Genomic DNA, 18,953 nt, shown 5'->3' with positions numbered 1-18,953 from the left:
CAGGTGCGAAGTCGCCGATGACTGAGCTTGTCGAAGTCGGCGCTATGGGATATTCTTTTCATAATCCTTCGATCCCTTTTCGTATTCTTCTCCTTATGCTGTAAAAAGTTGAAAATTTCATATTCATTTTTTCTCTTATATCTTTTGATCTCATTCCACTTTGTATCATTGCCTTTAATTTTTGATAATCTTCTTTTGTGTATATTGATTTTTGACTTTCCCAATTCTTTTTTATTGTTTTTATTACATTTACTGCATGACGTAAATTTTGGCTTGGTGTTACCATTTCCAGATTATTCAATCTGTTATTTGCTCTGTCGCCGTCAATGTGATTTATCTGCATATTTTCCGGAATTTCTCCAAAGAAATACCACCATATCAGTCTATGCACTCTTACCATCGTTTGTGCATCTCCTAATTTTAAAAATGCGATCATGTACCCGCTTTCGGCTATTTTATCTATTAAAATATCAGTATATATATCTCTACCATATTGTCTGTCCCAGTGCCTGTGGAGTCTTCCGTTTTCGTCAAGCGATAAATATCCGTGCGCAAGTAACCTGCATAAAAATTCTTCTTTTTTCATGCTTTCAGGTTTTCTTGTGTCAATCCTAGATCTTCTTCCCATCGTTTTCTTTCTCTATTTTTAAAAAGCTAACTATAGTTAGTTCTTATTGTATTAAATAGTTATAAATGTTATGTTTACAGATAAAAAAATTTCATGCCTATGCATGGCATCCTATCTTAGAAACTCCATCGTTAGTAGACACTATAAGTATAATAACATTCGTTTGCTTTGTCAAGTAAAATTTTACACTTTTTTCAATCCGATTACCTTGATTAGAAGATGGTTTCAATCATGGCAATCCTTTAATCCCATGAATCAAGGTTCAGACAGCATGATTCTTGACAACGGGTTATAGATAGGATATACTTGAACGATACGCATTAAGTCTGGAAAATTAACTTCACTCATAGAAAAAAGGGCCTTTCAATGAAACCACTGACAGCACTTTTGGCAGTACTTTTCTTTGGATTTTATTCAGGGATAGCTGAGGGGCAGATCATTCCTTCCAATCACTCCATTACACTCTCTCTTCCATCAACGGGCGGGAAAAGCGAATTGGGCTACCAGACTTTCAACCGGGACGAAATCCTGAAACGGGCCGCCGCAGATCACCGTTACGCCCAGGCCATCGACCGTGCGAAAAAACATGCGGCGCCGCTCCTCGCCATGAGCGACGAGCAAATCCGCGCCCTGATCCCGCCGGCAAACACCAAGCGCGCCCTCATGGTAAACCGTCACGGCTGTCCTGTCCACGGCGGCGGAACGGGAGTCTACCAGCCGTTCGGGACCGGGGTTGACATAACCCACCCTTTGCAGGTGCAGTGCCCGATAGGCAAGGAATGGTACCCGAACCCTGACTTCCCCGATGACGGCCAGGGGTGGCTGGACAACCGTGCGGACAGCTCCACCAAAGGGGAGAAATACTACTTTGTCGGATGGTTCAACCACTGGTTTCTAAGAAACGTGGACGGGTATGTGAAACCGATGGCGGAGGTATGGTTTCTCACCGGGGAGGATGTCTATGCCGCCAAAGCCAGGGTGCTCCTGGAGCGGTTCATGGAGGTGTACCCGGACCTGGATTCGAAAGACCTCACCTATGACGGCAGCGATTGGGGCAACTATGTGAAAATGACCGGCTCCTTCTGGGAAGGCTCCGAGCTTCTCGATATTGCGAAGAGTGTGGAAATCCTGCGCCCGACACTCCCGGACACCTTCCTTAAGCTCTTCCATGAGCGGGTGTACCGTTCAGCATACCGGGCCTACCGCGCCAAACCCGCTTCCGGCAACTGGGGAAACAATTGGGACCCGCCGCTTGCCAAATTCGCCGCTGTCATGGGCGATCAGGAGATGCTCAATTTCATGCTTTACGATCATCCGGCGGCGGAAGCGCCGGTGCTGGACAACCAGTTCTTCCGCGACGGTTTCCCCTATGAGGCCTCCCTCGGCTACGCCAGTACCTACCACAGTGTGGCCAAAAACATCGCCGAAGCGATGGGGTCGGATGGCCGCTGGGTCTGGGATAATCCGCACATGCGGGCATCGTTCCATTCCTTCGCCGACCTGGTTGCCCTCGACCGGTTCACCCATTTCGCCGCCGACATGGGGGGTATTGTCAACAACGGATGGACTCTGCCCGCCGAGGATGTCGCCGATGCCTGGCAGGCGTATAAAACCCCTGAACTTGCCCGTTACCTTCTCCGCGCCTGGGGCGGTAAAAGCTCCCCGGCGCCCACGCTGGATGACCTGTTCAAAAAACCGCTCGACCCGGAGGAGGTGAAACAGAAAGCGGCCCAGGCCCCGGAGGAGAAAAGCACGCTTTCGCCGGTTCGCGGAATCGCGGTGCTCAGGACGGGAAACGGAGATGACCGTGCGGCGCTCATCCTCGATTACGGGTATGCGCATTCCGCCCACAGCCACGCCGACCGTCTGAACATCAACCTTTTTGCCGCCGGGCGGGAGTTCGTCCCGGAAATGGGCTATCCCGAATACATGGACGGCATCGCTCCCGCCACCGGCGGCTGGACGACAAACACAGTCTGCCATGCCACCGTTGAAGTGAATGAAAAGCGCCAGTCGCCGGGAGTTTTCGGCGACCTCCACGCATTTGCCGATCTTGAGGGGATGCGTTTTATCGACGCTTCCTGCGAGGACGCCTACGCCGCGCTCGGGGTGGACCGTTACCGCCGAACCCTTCTGCTCATCGACATTCCGAGGGGGAGCTATGTGGTTGACCTTTTCCGGGTCAGGGGCGGAACCATGCATGACTACCTTTTCCACGGCCCTGTGGGGGATTTGAAGCTGGATGGCCCGGCTCTCCCGGCGCCTTCCGGGGGCACCCTGGCCGGAGAGAGCATTCCATTCGGCCAAAGACCGGAAGGCATGCGCTCGTATGATACCCGGAACAGCGGCTACCAGTATCTCTTCGACCCGCAGGCATGCACGGTTCATGCAAACTACTCGGCCCTCTGGACATTGAAAGACGGAGTCACACTGAGAGCCTTTTTTATCCCGGAAGGGAGTGAAACGTTCATCAAAACCATGGGCTATCCGCGGCCATCGACCAAAAGCCTGCCGCCCATGCCGTTCCTCGTACGGAGGCATACCTTCTCCGCGGAGGGTGAAGAATCACGGTTCGCTTCAGTGCTGAGCGTGGAAAAAGGCAGCCCTTCGATCAGAGAGGTGCAGAAAATCGAGCTGACCGGCGATAAAGGCGTTTCCGGATACGGCCTTCTGGTAAAGCATACCGCCGGGGAGGACCTAATCCTCTCCACCGTTTCCACGAGCGGGCAGGTAAAATCACTCGACGGAAAATATGCGCTGAACGGCCTTCTCGGAGTGGCCTCCTGGCGGGACGGCCGTCTTGTGAAAATGACCCTGGTCGGCGGAACCGATTTCCGGGTGGAGGCCAAAACAGTGAAGCTCCAGTCGCCGGTATTCAAAACTACGGTGAAAACCGTGTACGACGACCGGCTGGAACTGGCAGCGCCGCTTCCCGCAGTGACAAAAGGGCAGCTTCTCCTCGCTAACCGCGGCCCGGTGCGTTCCGTGTACCGCATCGAAGACACGCGCGCCGGTTCGGTCAACATCTATCCCACCACCTGGATCGGACGGGGCCGCACGGATACTGTCGACGCTGCCGCAGGAACCATAATCGACAACCGCAGAATCTTCCCTCTTGGAGAAACACCGTACCCCTATAAGGACGGAAAGAAAATCCCCGGGGCGCGAAACTACTACTCCGGCGCCTGGATCACCCCTGCGGACGGCCGGGGCTGTTTCCGGCTGCAATCGGGAGGAAACGGCGGTTTTGTGCTTGACCCGAAACAGAATATGAAGAATATCGCGCGCGATTTTGAAAAAGGAAAAGACTTTCTTCTTTACGATCTGGGGCCGGGGGACACGGTGTATGTGGTGAATACAAAGGAGGAAAAATACTGAACTTGTTTCACGGTCTTTGAGATACATTACCGGCGCATCGGCGGGTATCGGACTGGCCGCCGCCCGGCGTTTTGCCGCAGAAGGCGCAAAAGTTGTTCTCGCTGCCCGTGTCGAGCTTGCCTCCGATAACATTCGTGTGGTCACCTTCTATCCCCGGACAACAGCCACCGATTTCGGGAAGAACTCCCTGGGCGACAAGCAGCTTCGTCAAAGGCAGCGCGATTCCGCGGCATCGAGAGGTATCATCGTGGATACTCCGGAGCAGGTGGCCGAGAAGATACTCGAGGCGGCCCGGAACGAGCCGGAAGAACAATATATGGATGGGTAATGCGGCGGTTTTATATGGGGCCAGATTAGGAAAAAATTATCTTGCTTGCAATACACAGAAAAGACTTATTACAATTATTAAAAGAACTTGTGCCCAACCGCAAACGAAAGATATAATCGGAGGTAAAAACTATGAGAGAAGTATTTATTTATCACGGCGAAGACGGCTATTGGGTTGCTGAATGTCCGAGTTTGCCCGGCTGCATCAGCCAAGGCAAAACAAAAGAAGAAGCTATCACCAATATAAAAGAAGCTATTGAAGGTTATATCCTGGCTCTAAAAGAAGATAATATTCCTGTTCCTCCGGAGAATTTTGAAGCCTTTGTGGTAGCGGTATGAACCAACTCCCTGGAATTCCTCCACCTCAGCCAAAACCCTGTCTCTGAAATGCTTGCTCAATTCCCTATGTGTCCTCAGGTCGATTCTTCTGTTCCCGAAAAGCTTTGACAAACCTCGTTCTATTATATTTGTGTGCTCATGCGACAAACCTCACAAAAAAGCAAAAACAATTTCATAGGAAGATTTGACCTGTTCCAGATGCCTTACCAGAAAATATAATGGAAAAATGATTAAATTTATAAGAAAATTATCTTGATTTTGATGCGTAGAAAAGATTTATTACAATTATTAAAATAGTATCATAGTGCGAACGACAATGACATTTTATTTGACGTGTTATCTAAAAAGAAGATCAGAAATAGGTTTAATTGGAAACCATACAAACAATAGTTAGGCAACTTTGTGGAGCACATACCATGAAACTTGAACTGCAGAATGTAGGACAGCTTAATAAAGCCGAAGTCGAATTCGGTGACTTAACTGTGCTGGTGGGTCCTCAGGCTAGTGGGAAGAGTATTTTCCTTCAATTTCTGAAGCTGATGATTGACGGTCCAAGAATTATTGCTGACTTCAAGAAATATGGATATGACTGGGGAGGGGATCTGGGCCTTTTCCTCAACCTATACTTAGGTGAAGGAATGCAATCTGTTTGGACAAAAGAAGGGAATGAAGCGAGCGTTGTTGTCTGGGAAGGGGCCTCCGTTGACCTTGCCAATAAGCTGAAGAATTTTGGGAAAGCCAAGGAGCAACTACGGAAAGAGAGTATGTTATTTATTCCGGCACAAAGGGTGTTGTCGCTTAATATAGGCTGGCCAAGGCATTTCACCGATTTTGCAGTAGGAGATCCATATGTGGTTCCTTGTTTCAGCGAGAAGCTACGTATGCAGATGGAAGCAGGACTCGGGAGAAAGACTGGAAATGTCTTCCCGCAGGAAAAGAGATTAAAGAGCGAACTTCGCAAAGCGCTTGACAGTGCCATTTTTCACGGCTTCTCACTCAAGTTAGACCGCAAGGGTGGATTTCAGAAACGCCTTGTTCTCCAAGATGCAGGAGAAGGAGAGAAGCTCCCATTTATGGTATGGTCCGCTGGGCAGCGCGAGTTCATTCCATTGCTCATCGCCCTTTATTGGTTGTGTCCCTCCGCGAAAATTGCCCGACGAGATGCTACGGAGTGGGTGATTGTTGAGGAACCAGAAATGGGTCTCCATCCCGAAGCGATCTCCGCCGTGATGCTTGTTGTGCTTGAGTTGCTTCTTCGCGGATATCGCGTCGTACTTTCCACACATTCCCCCCATGTCCTTGATGTGCTTTGGGGGCTGAGAACCATTCAGCATTATCAAGCCGCCCCCGACAAAGTGATCGATATGTTCGGTCTCCGGAGGCACAGCCCTGGGATGAAGAAAATCGCAACAGCAGCCATCGGGAAAGAGTACCGCGTCTTCTATTTTTATCGATCAACTGATTTTTCAGGCCACAAGGTTCGTGACATATCCGCGCTGGACCCCGGTGCAGAAAATCCTAATGAGGCCAATTGGGGCGGATTAACAGAATTTAGTGGGCGAGTTGGCGAAGTTGTTGCGAAGATTATATCCAGCAGTAGTGCTGAGGAGGTGGAATGAAGTTCAAGACTGCTGTCAAGTGTACTGATGATATCGCCCCTTTCTTACAAAGTCAACTTGATGCACTAAGTAAAGCACACAAGAACAGTATAATTGTAAATAATTCAAAACGGGTCACAGGCAGCGTTAACATTGATGATGCACTGAAATCAGTGTACCCGAATGACAACAGGTGGGATTACGCTATCGGATATTACATCAATAACCAAGACGACAAAGTGTTTTTCGTTGAATTCCACAAAGCGAATGTAGACGAAGTGTCACGCGTTCTTCAGAAAAAGAAGTGGCTTATGAGTTGGATACGCGGGAAGCCACTGGATGATCTCAATCATAGGATATTTGTGTGGGTAAGCTCTGGAGGGATCAAGATATCAGCGAACTCACCACAACGAAGGATTCTAAACACTCACGGGATCCAACTTGTGCGGCGGCTCAAGTTGGGCTAATGGCCCAACTTCGATGAAGTTCTACTTTATTGGTTTCTCCTACCACCGACTTTTGAGCACAGACTATGACTAGCAACGAGCATGATAGCCTGACGATTGTATGGAGAGCGATGTTTTACAGCGCTTGCGAGAGTTCTTTAAAACGCTCCTGATGCCGTTCGTTAGGCCATTCTCCTCCCTTGCCTCACAACCATGATTCATAGTGTTTTCCCGACAGCCCTCCATCATACAAAGGATTAAAAAAAACCACAGAGCGGTCTATATTCTCTGTGGTTTTTGTGTTTAAAATGCTGAATTCTGCCGCTCACGCCTTTTCCGTCTCGAACCTCGGCAGTGAATGATTTTCGATCTCGTCGATGCCGACAGGTTTCCCGCCCTCGGCTCCCGATTTGTGAGCCATGAGCATGGTGGAAACCTTGTTGAGAATGGCATTTTCGTCTTCCGGCCATACCCCGGTCTCGAAGGCTTTGCCGATCACCCGCAGGAACGGCGCCCAGAGATGCTCGTTTGTTTGATCTCCCCCCCCGCTGGTTCCTTCCCAGAGCACGCCCTGTTCGATGACATCGTCATCCATATGCACCTTGACCCAATTACGGTAGGGCTGGCCGAACCAGGTGGAAACAACGCCGATGACCGGATTGCGGGCCGGGGCTTTTTTCTCGTATTCCAGGTGCACCATGACCGGCGGGACGGAAAGCGGGTCTTCATCCGCGGGCCAGGTTACCCCGTGGGTGGAGCAGCGGATTACCTTTCCGCCGACCAGCATCTGGACTGTTTCCAGGATGTGCGGCAGATACGAGCCCAGATTAGCGGTGGAGCCGTCGGCATAGTAATGCTGAATCTTATCGAGATTGATCCGCGACTTGGCCACCTGGAATTCGTTCATCCAGGGCACGCAGGACCCGGTGACCAGCACGGAGCCACTGGCCTTGGCGAGCCGGACGATCTCGCGGGCGTCCTTGATCGTCCAGGCCATGGGCCGGTTGACAAACACCGGCATTCCCTTTTCCAGAAACGGGCGGGCAAGGTTGAGCGCATCCTCCGGGTCGGTGATGAATATAGCGTCCACCAGTTTCAGCATGTCTTCCGGCCTTTTCACGATGTTTTTCACCCCGAGTTTGGAAAACTGGTCCAGGCTCAGGTAGCTTTTCAGAGCCTTTATTCTTTCGTTTTTCCAGGCGTCCGTTCCTTTTAGAGAGCCTTCGTAGCCATCCGTTCTGCCCCAGGCCGCAACCACTTTCATATTAGTTCTCGGCGGAACCGCAGGATCATTCAAAGCTCCCGTATAGGCCATGGCATGAGAATAGGGACCCATGCCAACCATACCCACTCTGATGAAATCACGTTTGAGCGGGCGTTTTGCCCCTGGCTTGAGAGCCTGGGCCTGTCCGGTCTGGACGGTAATCCCTGCCGCCGCGCCGGTTATGGCGGCTGTCCTGATAAAATGTCTCCTCTTGATCGAAGTTTCAGATTTCATTCCATATCTCCCCTCAGTTCGGTATCTCGTTCCATTTGTCTATGCGCACAGTCGGGAGGCGGTAATCCCCGACCTCGTCCAATCTCACTGCCCTGCCGCCTTCATTCGCCGATTTGTAAGCGGCTATAACCACACGGAGCTTTTCAAGAATATCGTTCCTGGTTTCAATGGATTTATTCGTCACGAAAACCTGCTGAATCTTCGTGAGGAAATTCCAGAAATTGAGTTCGGCGCTCCCGGAGGAGGTAGTTCCCTCAAGCGTTCTATTGTCACGGTAGTAGACCTTGTACCACTCCATCTCCTTCTTGTATCCGCCGAGGGCGAGAACCCCCTGGATGGGAGGATTGCTGCCGCGCGGTTCGTACTCGATGTTTATTCGCGAGGGAGGGATTCCCGTGGGGTCGTATCCCTTGGAGCCGTCCCAGCCGTGGAGGGCGACCCGTTTCGCCCCTGTTCCGATGAGCCAGTGAACGGGTTCAAGGCCGTCGTTCGCGTACGAGGTGTAAAAGGCGAATGAGGTCGAGGCGAAGAACGAGGCGATGTTATTGCGCCTCACCTGGGAATATCGGATATCGTTCTCCGGCATGCCCGCGGTGAATGACCCGGTATACACCGCCGCGCCGTTTTTTTCGGCCAGGTTTAGAATCCGCTCGCATTCCGGGACACTCTCCGCCACCGGGCTGCAGATGAAAATCGGAAGCCCACGGCTCAAGAACGGCTCGGCAAGATCGTAGGCTCGGTCAAAGTCCATTATCATTGCGGCGTCCACCTGCCCGATCATATCATGGTAATCCCGGCAGACATTCGGGATGTTGCACATCTTGGCGATGCCTTCAGGAGATTGCTCGTTGTTAGACCAGTAATCGAGCATTTTTTTTACATACGCTTCACTTCCCTTGTAATTCCGGGCGTAGTTGTCGCCCCAGATGTGGGTGACGCGCATGTTCAAAAAATTGTAATCACGAGAAATGTTGTTGATCACCCGGATATAATGTCCGTAGAATGAAAACGGACCGGTTCCCACCCATCCGACACGGAGGACTTTCTGCGAACTGGGAAATACTTTTTCCGGCATATTGTTCTCTCCTTATTTCGTAGAAGTGCTTGCTGTTGTTCATAATGGCCATAATTTATTAATCGTTGTTCCTGCGTATTCGTGATCTTTCTCGATAAAGCCGCTCGGAAAAACCTCCTTCTTCGAGAAATGTCTGCTCAAGTTTTTGGAGTTGCCGACCCAAGAGGTAACTGGCCTGATTGATCAGGCAGATCATCGTGTTTGCCGCAATTTCTGATGAAACGGTGGCAATCCCATAAGAATCTATTCGGCCCGACTTTTCTGACATGTCTGACCTGTCCGATTTGTCAGATTTATCTAACTGAATCAACCGATATCGCTCTCTCACTTTCAATGCCTCTGGAGAATCCTTCGCCCAGATAAGCAATGCCCGCTGGCGAAGGAAATCTTCGTAATCCAGAAGCAGTTCCTCAAGGCTCGCCCTAGCCACACTAGTTAGTCTAAGTTCGGTCTTTTTTGAGGTCGCTGAAGCCATACTGCCTTCGGCGATATTCTGTACCCCACTGCGCGCTGCCTGAATCATCTGATCGTAAGTGCGGGAGTGTTTATCAATAAAGCGTCCACAGAAGATGACTGTGGCATCGTACACAAGCTGTGCGGTCTGAAAACTCCTCAATTTACGGTAGCCGCCATGAGAGGGAATTAGTCGGGGGTTTTGGTTGTCGTTGTCAGAGGATGCGGACTCATAAGTCCTGTTGTACGTTTCCTTTTTCATCGCAATTCCTCACGTTCACATAGCCAAAAAGAACCGCTGTCAAGGTGTTTATTTCGTCCAGTATTAATCATCACATATGAAAAAAAAGCGTGTACAAGTATATTAGAGATACAGGCTTATTTTATTTCGGTATCTCATCCCATTTCTCGATCCGAACAGTCGGGAGGCGGTAGTCGCCCACCTCGCTTACGAGCACCGGACGGTTCCCCTCGTTCGCCGACTTGTACGCGGCGATGAGCACTCGGAGCTTGTTGAGGATATCGGCGCGGGTCTCGATGGACTTGTTTGTGGCGAAAACCTGCTGGATATCCATTATGAAGTCGCGGCAGGTGAGCTCGTGCTTACCCCAGTTTGTCTGAGTGATTCCCTCCAGTACTGTGTGGTCATGGTAGTATACCTTATACCACTCGCTCGCTTTCTGATGCCCGCCGAGAGTGACCAACCCCTGGATGGGCGGTTTGTTCCCACGCGGCTCGTATTCAAGGTGGATGCGCGAGACCGGGATCCCGGTGGGGTCATACCCTTTCGAACCGTCCCAGCCGTGAAGTGCGACCTTCCGCACCCCCGGCCCGATGAGCCAGTGGACGGGATCGAGGGCGTCCGGCGCGTACGAAGTGTAGAAAGCGAACGAGGTTGAGGCGAAGAACGACGCGATGCTATCGCGCTTCACGAAGTCACAGCGGAGACGGTTCTCGTAGAGGCTCTGGCTGTAAGCCCCGGTGTGCACAGCAGCGCCGTTTTTTGCGGCGAGATCGAGTATCTTCTCGCACTCTGGCATACTCACCGCAACCGGCGAGCAGATGAAGATGGGCAGCCCACGTTTGAGGAATGGTTCGGCGAGCTCGTACGCCCGGTCAAAATCCATGATCATGGCGGCGTCCACCTCGTTCACCATTTCATGGAAGTCTTTGCAGACGTTGGGGATGCCGCAAAGCTTGGCAAGCCCATGCGGCGATTGCTTCTCGCTGCCCCAGAAATCGAGCATCTTCTTGACATACTCTGGCGACCCCCGGTAGTTCTTGCGGTAATCGTCACCCCAGATGTGGGTGACCCGCATGTTCAGGTTGTTGTACTCACGGAAGGTGTTGTTGATCACCGAGTTGAACGTGCCGTAAAAGGAAAACGGCCCTGTCCCGCACACACCAACTCGAATAATTTTTGCAGAAGCAGGTATAGTTTTTTCGGGCATAGGACCTCCATAAAAAAAAGAATTCAGGAGTCAGAAGTCAGAATGATTGTCTGAACCATGATTCATGGGATTAAACTACAGCCCACTATCCCTCTGTCCCTTGCCGCTGCGCGGGAACGATGAAACCGTTTACCCCCGAAAGGGGCAAGGGAAGTCGTTGCTCCACAGTCTGTTCCTGCCCTCTCCGGGGGAAGGATGTCCGAAGGACACGGGGTCCCCGCTCGTACGAAGTACGTGCGGGGTGGATTAAAGGGGGCTGCTTCAGACAGTCTTTTTACTATGATACATTCCATTTCATCCAAAAACAACATCTAAGGATAACAACCTTTCCATCACAGACACTTCCGGGCGCTTTTTACCCTCCATACATCTTTACCCCTGCCTCGGCCGCTGTTTTCTCCAGGTAGGCTTTCGCTTCAGGGTATTCCTCCTCGGGGATGTGTTCGGGTTCCAGCGCGCGCGGTGATTTCAACCGGCTCATTCGCAGGAGGTAGGTTCGAAAATCATAAACCCCTCTTCCCGGACAGACTTCCTGAATATGCAGGGTCTGCTGATCGGGGATCACCTGGGTGTCCTTGGCATGGCAGGCCACGATGTCCTCTCCGAGGAGGTCGAAACACTCGTTGATAAGCTCCGTGGTGTGGTAATACTGCGGCAGCGAAATCATGTTGACCGGATCGAGATTGACTTTCAACCGTGGATCGCCAAGGTCGTCCATGAGCCGGCGGTGAGCGCGCGGGCTGTCGATGATGGTGGTAACCTGGGCTTCCATACCGATCACCGCTTTCATGCCGGAGGTATCCTTCAGCACCTGTTTCAGGCTCTGGATGAGAAGCTTCCAGGTGGCGGCGGTCCAGTTTTCCGGGTGAACGTTGATGAGGGTTTTCGGATCGCGGGTTCCGGCGACCGTTCCCACCATGGGGCAGCTCACGCTCTCGGCAACTTCGAGGCAGTGCGCGAGTCGGGCAAGGTTTTCATTACGTTTCGCTGTATTGGGAGTAATCAGATTCGTATAGCCGCCAACCTCGTAAATAATCATATCGTACTTTCGGCAGGCTTTTACGACTTCCCCGCGTTCTGCCTGGGTCATGGAATTCCAGGGTTCTCCCACATTGCCGCCCGGATGACGGGCGCCTTTTACCGCTGTATATCCGGACTCGCGGACTCGCCGGATCATGGCTTCGGGGCTTTCCCCTTTCTCGCGCATGATATGGATGGCCAGGCGCACAGATGTTGGACCGGGAGCAGTATTCCCTTCCGGTTGTTTCCGGCTGTTCGGATTCTGTCCCGAAACCTTCGGGATCCGTGCAGAGCATAGATACATTCCGGCTGCCATTCCTGTAAGGAGAGCCTTTCGTCGTGAAAAAACAAGCGGCATGTCACTTCTCCGTTCGAATTATGGTTCCACATTGGAAGAAGGATTGAGAATCATCTGAGTTCTTTGATGGATATAATGTAATGCAAATGAAGGAAAGTGGAAATTTTTTTTATAATGTTTTGAAGATGATCCGGCAAAAAGTATCTTGTTACTGCCTATGCTCTAATAAACCTCACCCGGCCTTCGGCCACCCTCTCCTAATTAGGAGAGGGTAAATACAATGTTCATAATGAGTTACCCCCTCTCCTGACTAGGAGAGGGGGACAGGGGGTGAGGTTTAAAAACACCAGAAAATGAAGTAAAATTTACTTTTTACCGGATCATTTTTGAATTTTATCCAAAAAAATCTATTATTTTACCGGAAAGAATATTACTAAAGAATAAAACATTCACAGGGAGAAAGAGATGGAAACGAGACGTTCTTTTATGGAGAAAACGGCTTTGGCAGGTCTCGCAGGGATAGTCGCTTTACGGAAAGCCCCGGCGTTTGCGCAGGACACGGGATTGATAAAGATCGGGCAGCTGGGGCTCGGTTCGCATGGTTTTGTCGGCACTTTCAGAAACCCGCCGGCCGATTTTAAAGGGAAGGTCAAATGCCGCCCCTACGCCATCTGGGATGATGTCCCGGGGGTGGCCGAGGCCATGCAGAAATCGGGCGGCTTCGAAAAGGTTATCAAAGATCCGGAACAGCTTGTCAGGGAATCTGATGTGGTGCATGTGGAGCATGCCGATTACCATAAAGTGCTTGAGCTGGCCCGTCCGGCGCTTATGGCGGGAAAGCCGGTGTTCATCAACCGCCCATTTGCCGCAACTATCGCCGACTCCGAAGAGATTGTGCGGCTTGCCAGAGCCTATAACGCTCCCCTTATGAGCGCCTCCTCCCTTGAATTTCAGCCGGAAGTTGCGGATATGCAGAAATTCGCCAAAGAAAAAGGCCCGGTGCGCGCCTATGAGGCGTATTGCGGGGAACCGCATTTCACCTGGCATTTTCCCCATGTTATCAATTTCGCACACGCCGGCCTGGGGGGAGGCATCGAGTCCGCATTTTTCACCGGCGATTATGTTCTGGACATCGGGAAATGGATCGATGACAAAAAGCCCCTCGGCTGCTCTCTCTGCGTGCTGACCTACAAGCCCCGTGACGGCCAGCCGCCCATGGTGGGGATGAACCATATCGGCAACTATCCGGGCACATACCATGTGAATGTTTTCGGCATGGGCGGGAACCAGGTCTTCGCCGCCGGACCCAAGCTGTTCGATTACATGTTTATTGCCCTGCACGACTTTTACGCCGAACGAAAGGTTCCCCGACCCTATGAGGCCATTCTCGAAGAGCATCGCGCCCTTGTCGCAACAAATGTGTCGCGGCTTACCGGCCGTACCGTGAGCCTTGATTCTCTCGGGGGCGATGATGCCCTGCCCTATTCTCCGGGTATTCGCAACTGGCTCGTCCGGGGGGTGCTGAAAACGAAGTAAAGAAGAATCCGGAAGATTGAAGGTCTGAGAAAAACCTTATAATTGACATGACGACATAAATAATTGCGCATATTTTGAGTGTTTAGATCCTGAAACGGTTTTATCGTTCCCGCGAAGCGGCAACGAGTTCAGGATGACACGTGTCATGCCGAACTTGTTTCGGCATCTATCAAATAAACAGGGTTTTTCACGAGCCTTAAAAAGGTCTTCAATGGAGATACAGAGGCTTTCATTGTGGGAGGGAGCAAACGCTGCGCGCGGGACAGCGGTGATCATCGATGTTTTCCGGGCTTTTACCTGCGAACCCCTTCTTTTCCATTACGGGGCGGCCGGTATTATCCTGGAGGGAGACATAGACCGGTGTCTGGCCATGCGCGGCGATGAAAAAATCCTTGTCGGGGAGAAGGATGAAGTTCCCATCGAAGGGTTTGACCTGACCAATTCCCCAGCGATGATCATGAAAAAGGGGAAGGAATTCTTTAACGGCAGGAATATCATTCACCGCACCACCTCCGGCGTCACCGGAGCGGTCGCAGCCATGGCTCAGGCCGACGAGGTGCTGCTGGCTTCATTTGTGAACGCCCGCGCGACCGCCCGGTATCTTGAAGCGAAAAATCCCGCTTTGGTCAGCATTGTCGCCATGGGCGTCCGTTCAAAGGAAAAGGCGCCCGAAGATGAATACTGCGGGGATTATATCGAAAGCCTTCTTACCGGGAAACCCTACGATCACATCGAGGCGATGCGCCAGATTCTTGCCCACGAAACAGCCCAGAAATTCCTGCGCGGTGACAAATCCTACCTTCCGCGGGAGGATGCGGCGATCTGTATACAGAGGGATCTCTTCCCCTTTACACTCCGCGCGGAACTGATGGGAGACATTATTATGGCCAGAAAGTTAATAGTAGCGGATATTTAGATATGATCCGACAGCGATGGAATCTCCCTGGGCATCGACTGACACATTACGTTCAACCGTTGAAACGGAAAGCCGTACTGCTTTCAAACTCTGCATATCCACCCAGTATTCAAAAAAGTACGAGGTATATATAGCCTTATTCCTTCCGGTTTTACGGAATTCACCATAGAAATGACGGGTCGGGTGTCCGAACATGTCCTGGCGCTCCTCTTCCTTTACAATGGACGTATTAAGGAGAAATTTCAAGGCATCGAGGGAGTTGAACGAGGCTTCCCGGCTGTTTCCAGCGGTAAATGAGTAGGTGGTGATGCCTTTTCCGGGAGTATACGCCTGACGGTAGCGGAACGTTGCCAGGGTGGAATCGCCCAGAGAATTCTTACCTTCGATGCTGGCTTGAAACGGTTGCTTTAACATTTTATTCACCGAATCCCGAAGCACATTATTCGGATTAGTGGAATGAGCATGCAGGATGAAACCAATGACAAATCCCGCCATCACCAGGAATAGGAGCACCAGTCTCGCCCAGTCGCCGCTCATGCCGCCTATTCCCTGTGGTGCGGTGCTTTTCTTTCTGAAAAGGGACTCGATGTGTCCCTTTTCCATTTTTACCCGTTTCGTGAGCATTGAATGTATCCTTGTTCTTACAGGATTTGCACAATTTTTATATCATCATGTATAATATAATCCGGTTATGTCGTTAAGTCAGCAACATACAATAAATAAGAGACTTGAGTGCTCCTGTGTCTTTAAAAATCCCCCCTGCCTTCGGCATCCCCCCTTATTAAGGGGGGAATTCAGGGAGAGGGTTCTGTCAAATCCAAATAAATGTTTACATATTACTATGAACAATTTTCTTTTCCCCCCTTAATAAGGGGGGTAGGGGGGATTAACCTTTCGGATGATCTCTTTAGCTGACTTAACAACATACCTGTTAAAAAGAATTTTCGAAAAAACCTTACCATTTCAGTATAATAGATTGCCGGAAATCCTTTGTCAATACAATAACCCTATAATAAAAAATTACACGTGAAACAGACGAAAAGTTCGAGCGTTTAAAATACCGTCAAAACAATTCTTGCTATAAAAGAATCAGAATAGTATATTTAAAATCTTTATCACTATCGGAAAACAATCGGCTTTTGTATAATGCAGGAAAGGAATTGCCATGAAAAGAACATTCCAGCCATCAAACCGTAAAAAGATTAACAAACACGGTTTCAGAGCAAGAATGGCCACAAAGGACGGCCGTGCTGTTCTATCCCGGAGAAGGAAAAAGGGGAGAAAGAGCCTGAGCTCTTCCGACCGATAAATCCATGCATTTCAGCGTAGACACAAAAACAGCAGGCCGCATCAGAGAATCCGGGCAGTTCATACGTCAGGGCGCTGTCAGCCTGCGATATCTCCCCCAGAATTTTTACCGCTATTCCCCGGTGGTGTCAAAAAGGCAGGGCGGTGCGGTCGAAAGAAACAGAGTAAAGAGAATCATCAGGGAAATCATGCAAAAAGGCGCCGGGAGATACCCTGACGGGGCATATCTCGTTTTTTTTAACGGCGACTGTACTTCCCTTGACAAGAAAATACTTGCAAGCGATATTGAGAAACTTATGAGTATGATATAGAAATAGATGCCGAAACGGTTTCATCGTTCCCGCGAAGCGGCAACAAGTTCGGCATGACACGTGTCATCCTGAACTCGTTTCAGGATCTATTTTTCAGCTCGACTGTGAATTTATACCAGGCTTGCCATGCTGAAAAAAATTTTTATCGGCATAATTAAAGTATACCAAATGATACTGTCACCCTTCATGGGAGGACAGTGCAGATACTTTCCTTCCTGTTCGCACTATGCAATACTGGCTCTTAAGAAAGACGGAGTATTCCTTGGAGCTGCGAAATCGATCTGGAGAATTCTGCGCTGCAACCCGTTTTCAAAAGGCGGAATCGACTACCCTTAAGATATTATGGATAAAAACCTCTTTTATGCTGTCCTGTTGACCACAGTGGTCATTCTCTTGTTTTCATCGCCCTTCTATCAGAAGCGCTTCGGAAATCCTGCGCCTGTCAAACCTAAAATGGAGACCGCCGCCCCGGAAAGTTCCCGTGTAAAAAATCTCGAGAATCTTCAGGCGATTAAAGATACTGAAATCCCTGCTCCTCCGGAACAGCCGCCTGTCTCTTCCCGGGAAAAAGCTATACCGGATACAACGGCGGCAGCTCAAATCAAGCAGATACATACACCGAATGCGGCTCAGGATATAACCCTGGAAAACGGCGATGTCAAAATAGTTGTTTCCTCTCTGGGAGGGGTTCTCACAAGCGCCGTCATGAAACACTATCCCGGACCTCTGCCGAACGTTCACGCCCAGCTTATAACCGCCGGGGAAATGTGGTATGCCGGCAAAGCAACAGATGGCAAAGATACTATAGCTTTCGCCGAAATTAAGTTTATCCCTTCGAATATCAGCCAAAATCATCTGGTTCTCTCCGCCGAACTGAATGGAGAAAGAACAATTCAGCGTGAATATACTCTTTCCCCGAACGGCTATACACTAAATGCTAAAACCATACTGGGAGGAGCCTGGAAGGATCCTGAAATCCAGTTTGTATGGCATGGCCCCATTAACCATACAGAACCGGTTTTTCGACAAATCCGCATCTGGCCGTTCAGCATGTTTATCTCCGATGAGCTGAACATGTACAGCAAGATTTCCTACAAGGGCCAGGGCGACCGTGTCATCGACGATTCGGGGAAACAGAGCCAGAAACGGATTTATTCCAAAGAAGGTATTCAGAACATCGAACCGAAGAAAGGTTCCGGTGGGAAAGATGTGTTTACCGGAGAGCTGGACTGGTATTCGGTGAAAAACAAATACTTCATGGCGGCCGCCATCCCGGGACAGCGTGAACGCTGGAAGGCTCGTGCGGATTACTCCCTGACATCCAACGGCAGATGGTATGATTTCACCTTGACCAAGAAGGTATCAGACGGCGCCACCGATGTCAACATGTTTATCGGGCCGCAATCCTACGAAATCCTGAAAGCATATGACCGTGACCTGGCTCAATCACTTGATTTATCGTGGAAATATCTCCGGCCGATTGCAATACTCTTTCTCTGGATTTTCAAAAAGCTCCATACCGTTATAACAAACTGGGGACTGGTGCTTATTGTATTTTCCGTAATCATCAAATTAGTGCTGTATCCGCTTACCAAATCCAGCATGAACTCGATGAAGAAAATGGCGGCGCTGCAACCCCAGATTCAGGGACTCAAGGAAAAACACAAGAATAATCCCCAAAAAGTGCAGCAGGCCACCATGGAGCTTTATAAGGCGAACGGGGTGAATCCCTTCGGGAGCTGCCTGCCGCTCCTTTTGCAGATGCCTGTTTTCTTCGCGTTATACCCTGTGGTCGGCAGGGCGATCGAGCTGAGACAGGCCATGTTCTTTCCTCACTGGATCGACGACCTCTCACGGCCGGATCCTTACTTTATTCTTCCGATAGCAATGGGAATCTCCATGTTTTTCCAGTCGAAGACTACCATGACCGATCCGAACCAGAAGGCCATGCTGTACATGATGCCTGTTATGATGGTGATCCTTTTTGCCAATTTCAGCGCGGGACTCACCTTATACTGGCTGATGTTCAACATTTTCTCTTATATGCAGCAGGAAATGCCTGCAATAATCAGATTCTACCAAAAAACCGTACGGAAAACCGCATAAAAAAATAATCCGGATATGTCATTAGATAAGATTAGTGGATCGTATGTATAGATGCCGAAACAAGTTCGGCATGACACGTGTCATCCTGAACTCGTTTCAGGATCTAACCAATATTCTACCCTCATGTTATCATTAACCGCTACACCAGACCATTCCGTAAATTACCCGGAAAACGACACCATGGCCGCCATTGCTACAGCCCCGGGTCGCGCAGGAATAGCAGTCGTTAAACTCAGCGGCCCGGAAGCGCCCGCCATTCTTCAAT

The 18,953-nt window shown here is 50.2% G+C and carries 19 protein-coding genes; 12 read left to right on the top strand and 7 right to left on the bottom strand.

Annotated features, from left to right (window positions below):
* Positions 1–58: 58 nt before the first annotated feature.
* Complete coding sequence (locus Q8O92_07230) at positions 59–628, bottom strand: HNH endonuclease signature motif containing protein (protein MDP2983104.1); 570 nt, start codon at positions 626–628, stop codon at positions 59–61.
* 366 nt (positions 629–994) lie between these two features.
* On the opposite strand from Q8O92_07230, the gene Q8O92_07225 reads away from it, so the two are divergent.
* The 5 genes from Q8O92_07225 to Q8O92_07205 all read left to right on the top strand — a co-directional run bounded on the left by Q8O92_07225 (position 995) and on the right by Q8O92_07205 (position 6,737).
* Entirely contained in the window at positions 995–4,006 is a 3,012-nt protein-coding gene (locus Q8O92_07225; GenBank protein MDP2983103.1) for a heparinase II/III family protein, read from the top strand.
* Between the two features lie 16 nt (positions 4,007–4,022).
* Complete coding sequence (locus Q8O92_07220) at positions 4,023–4,334, top strand: SDR family NAD(P)-dependent oxidoreductase (protein ID MDP2983102.1); 312 nt, start codon at positions 4,023–4,025, stop codon at positions 4,332–4,334.
* Between the two features lie 131 nt (positions 4,335–4,465).
* Positions 4,466–4,672: a type II toxin-antitoxin system HicB family antitoxin gene (locus Q8O92_07215; protein MDP2983101.1), complete on the top strand. Its 207-nt coding sequence runs from the start codon at positions 4,466–4,468 to the stop codon at positions 4,670–4,672.
* A 416-nt stretch (positions 4,673–5,088) separates the two neighbouring features.
* Entirely contained in the window at positions 5,089–6,291 is a 1,203-nt protein-coding gene (locus Q8O92_07210) for an ATP-binding protein (protein MDP2983100.1), read from the top strand.
* Complete coding sequence (locus tag Q8O92_07205) at positions 6,288–6,737, top strand: hypothetical protein (protein ID MDP2983099.1); 450 nt, start codon at positions 6,288–6,290, stop codon at positions 6,735–6,737. The genes Q8O92_07210 and Q8O92_07205 overlap by 4 nt, the downstream gene beginning before the upstream one ends.
* Before the next feature lie 304 nt (positions 6,738–7,041).
* Here the strand turns inward: Q8O92_07205 and Q8O92_07200 are convergent, their stop codons facing one another.
* From Q8O92_07200 to Q8O92_07180, 5 genes are all read right to left on the bottom strand, one after another.
* Entirely contained in the window at positions 7,042–8,214 is a 1,173-nt protein-coding gene (locus Q8O92_07200) for a Gfo/Idh/MocA family oxidoreductase (protein ID MDP2983098.1), read from the bottom strand.
* A gap of 13 nt (positions 8,215–8,227) precedes the next feature.
* A complete protein-coding gene (locus Q8O92_07195; GenBank protein ID MDP2983097.1) occupies positions 8,228–9,289 on the bottom strand; it encodes a hypothetical protein in 1,062 nt (353 codons plus the stop codon).
* A gap of 58 nt (positions 9,290–9,347) precedes the next feature.
* On the bottom strand, positions 9,348–10,004 hold the full coding sequence (locus Q8O92_07190; protein ID MDP2983096.1) for a four helix bundle suffix domain-containing protein: 657 nt from the start codon (positions 10,002–10,004) through the stop codon (positions 9,348–9,350).
* Between the two features lie 121 nt (positions 10,005–10,125).
* Positions 10,126–11,193 (bottom strand): Gfo/Idh/MocA family oxidoreductase, encoded by a 1,068-nt coding sequence (locus Q8O92_07185; GenBank protein ID MDP2983095.1) that lies wholly within the window; start codon positions 11,191–11,193, stop codon positions 10,126–10,128.
* A 355-nt stretch (positions 11,194–11,548) separates the two neighbouring features.
* Complete coding sequence (locus Q8O92_07180; protein MDP2983094.1) at positions 11,549–12,571, bottom strand: TIM barrel protein; 1,023 nt, start codon at positions 12,569–12,571, stop codon at positions 11,549–11,551.
* 405 nt (positions 12,572–12,976) lie between these two features.
* Between Q8O92_07180 and Q8O92_07175 the strand changes: the two genes are divergently transcribed.
* Together Q8O92_07175 and Q8O92_07170 are read left to right on the top strand one after the other, a co-directional pair.
* On the top strand, positions 12,977–14,047 hold the full coding sequence (locus Q8O92_07175; GenBank protein ID MDP2983093.1) for a Gfo/Idh/MocA family oxidoreductase: 1,071 nt from the start codon (positions 12,977–12,979) through the stop codon (positions 14,045–14,047).
* Between the two features lie 211 nt (positions 14,048–14,258).
* The gene (locus Q8O92_07170) at positions 14,259–14,963 is read left to right on the top strand and encodes a 2-phosphosulfolactate phosphatase (protein MDP2983092.1); all 705 of its coding nucleotides are present in this window, start codon (positions 14,259–14,261) and stop codon (positions 14,961–14,963) included.
* On the opposite strand, the gene Q8O92_07165 is transcribed toward Q8O92_07170, so the two are convergent.
* Complete coding sequence (locus tag Q8O92_07165; protein ID MDP2983091.1) at positions 14,943–15,587, bottom strand: hypothetical protein; 645 nt, start codon at positions 15,585–15,587, stop codon at positions 14,943–14,945. The genes Q8O92_07170 and Q8O92_07165 overlap by 21 nt on opposite strands.
* A 541-nt stretch (positions 15,588–16,128) precedes the next feature.
* Here Q8O92_07165 and rpmH point away from each other — a divergent pair.
* The 5 genes from rpmH to Q8O92_07140 all read left to right on the top strand — a co-directional run.
* Complete coding sequence (gene rpmH / locus Q8O92_07160) at positions 16,129–16,272, top strand: 50S ribosomal protein L34 (protein ID MDP2983090.1); 144 nt, start codon at positions 16,129–16,131, stop codon at positions 16,270–16,272.
* A 4-nt stretch (positions 16,273–16,276) separates the two neighbouring features.
* Positions 16,277–16,582: a ribonuclease P protein component gene (gene rnpA, locus Q8O92_07155; GenBank protein ID MDP2983089.1), complete on the top strand. Its 306-nt coding sequence runs from the start codon at positions 16,277–16,279 to the stop codon at positions 16,580–16,582.
* A 126-nt stretch (positions 16,583–16,708) separates the two neighbouring features.
* Positions 16,709–16,918 carry a membrane protein insertion efficiency factor YidD gene (gene yidD, locus Q8O92_07150; protein MDP2983088.1) on the top strand — a complete coding sequence of 70 codons (210 nt, stop codon included), beginning with the start codon at positions 16,709–16,711 and terminating at the stop codon, positions 16,916–16,918.
* Positions 16,919–16,924: 6 nt separating this feature from the next.
* Positions 16,925–18,688: a membrane protein insertase YidC gene (gene yidC, locus Q8O92_07145; protein MDP2983087.1), complete on the top strand. Its 1,764-nt coding sequence runs from the start codon at positions 16,925–16,927 to the stop codon at positions 18,686–18,688.
* A gap of 51 nt (positions 18,689–18,739) precedes the next feature.
* Positions 18,740–18,953, top strand: a 214-nt coding sequence (locus Q8O92_07140; protein ID MDP2983086.1) for a hypothetical protein, incomplete at its 3' end; no start/stop codon positions are given.

Origin of the sequence: Candidatus Latescibacter sp., assembly GCA_030692375.1 — a bacterium.
Taxonomy (GTDB): domain Bacteria; phylum Latescibacterota; class Latescibacteria; order Latescibacterales; family Latescibacteraceae; genus JAUYCD01.
This window is presented reverse-complemented; position numbering and strand designations above follow the sequence as displayed.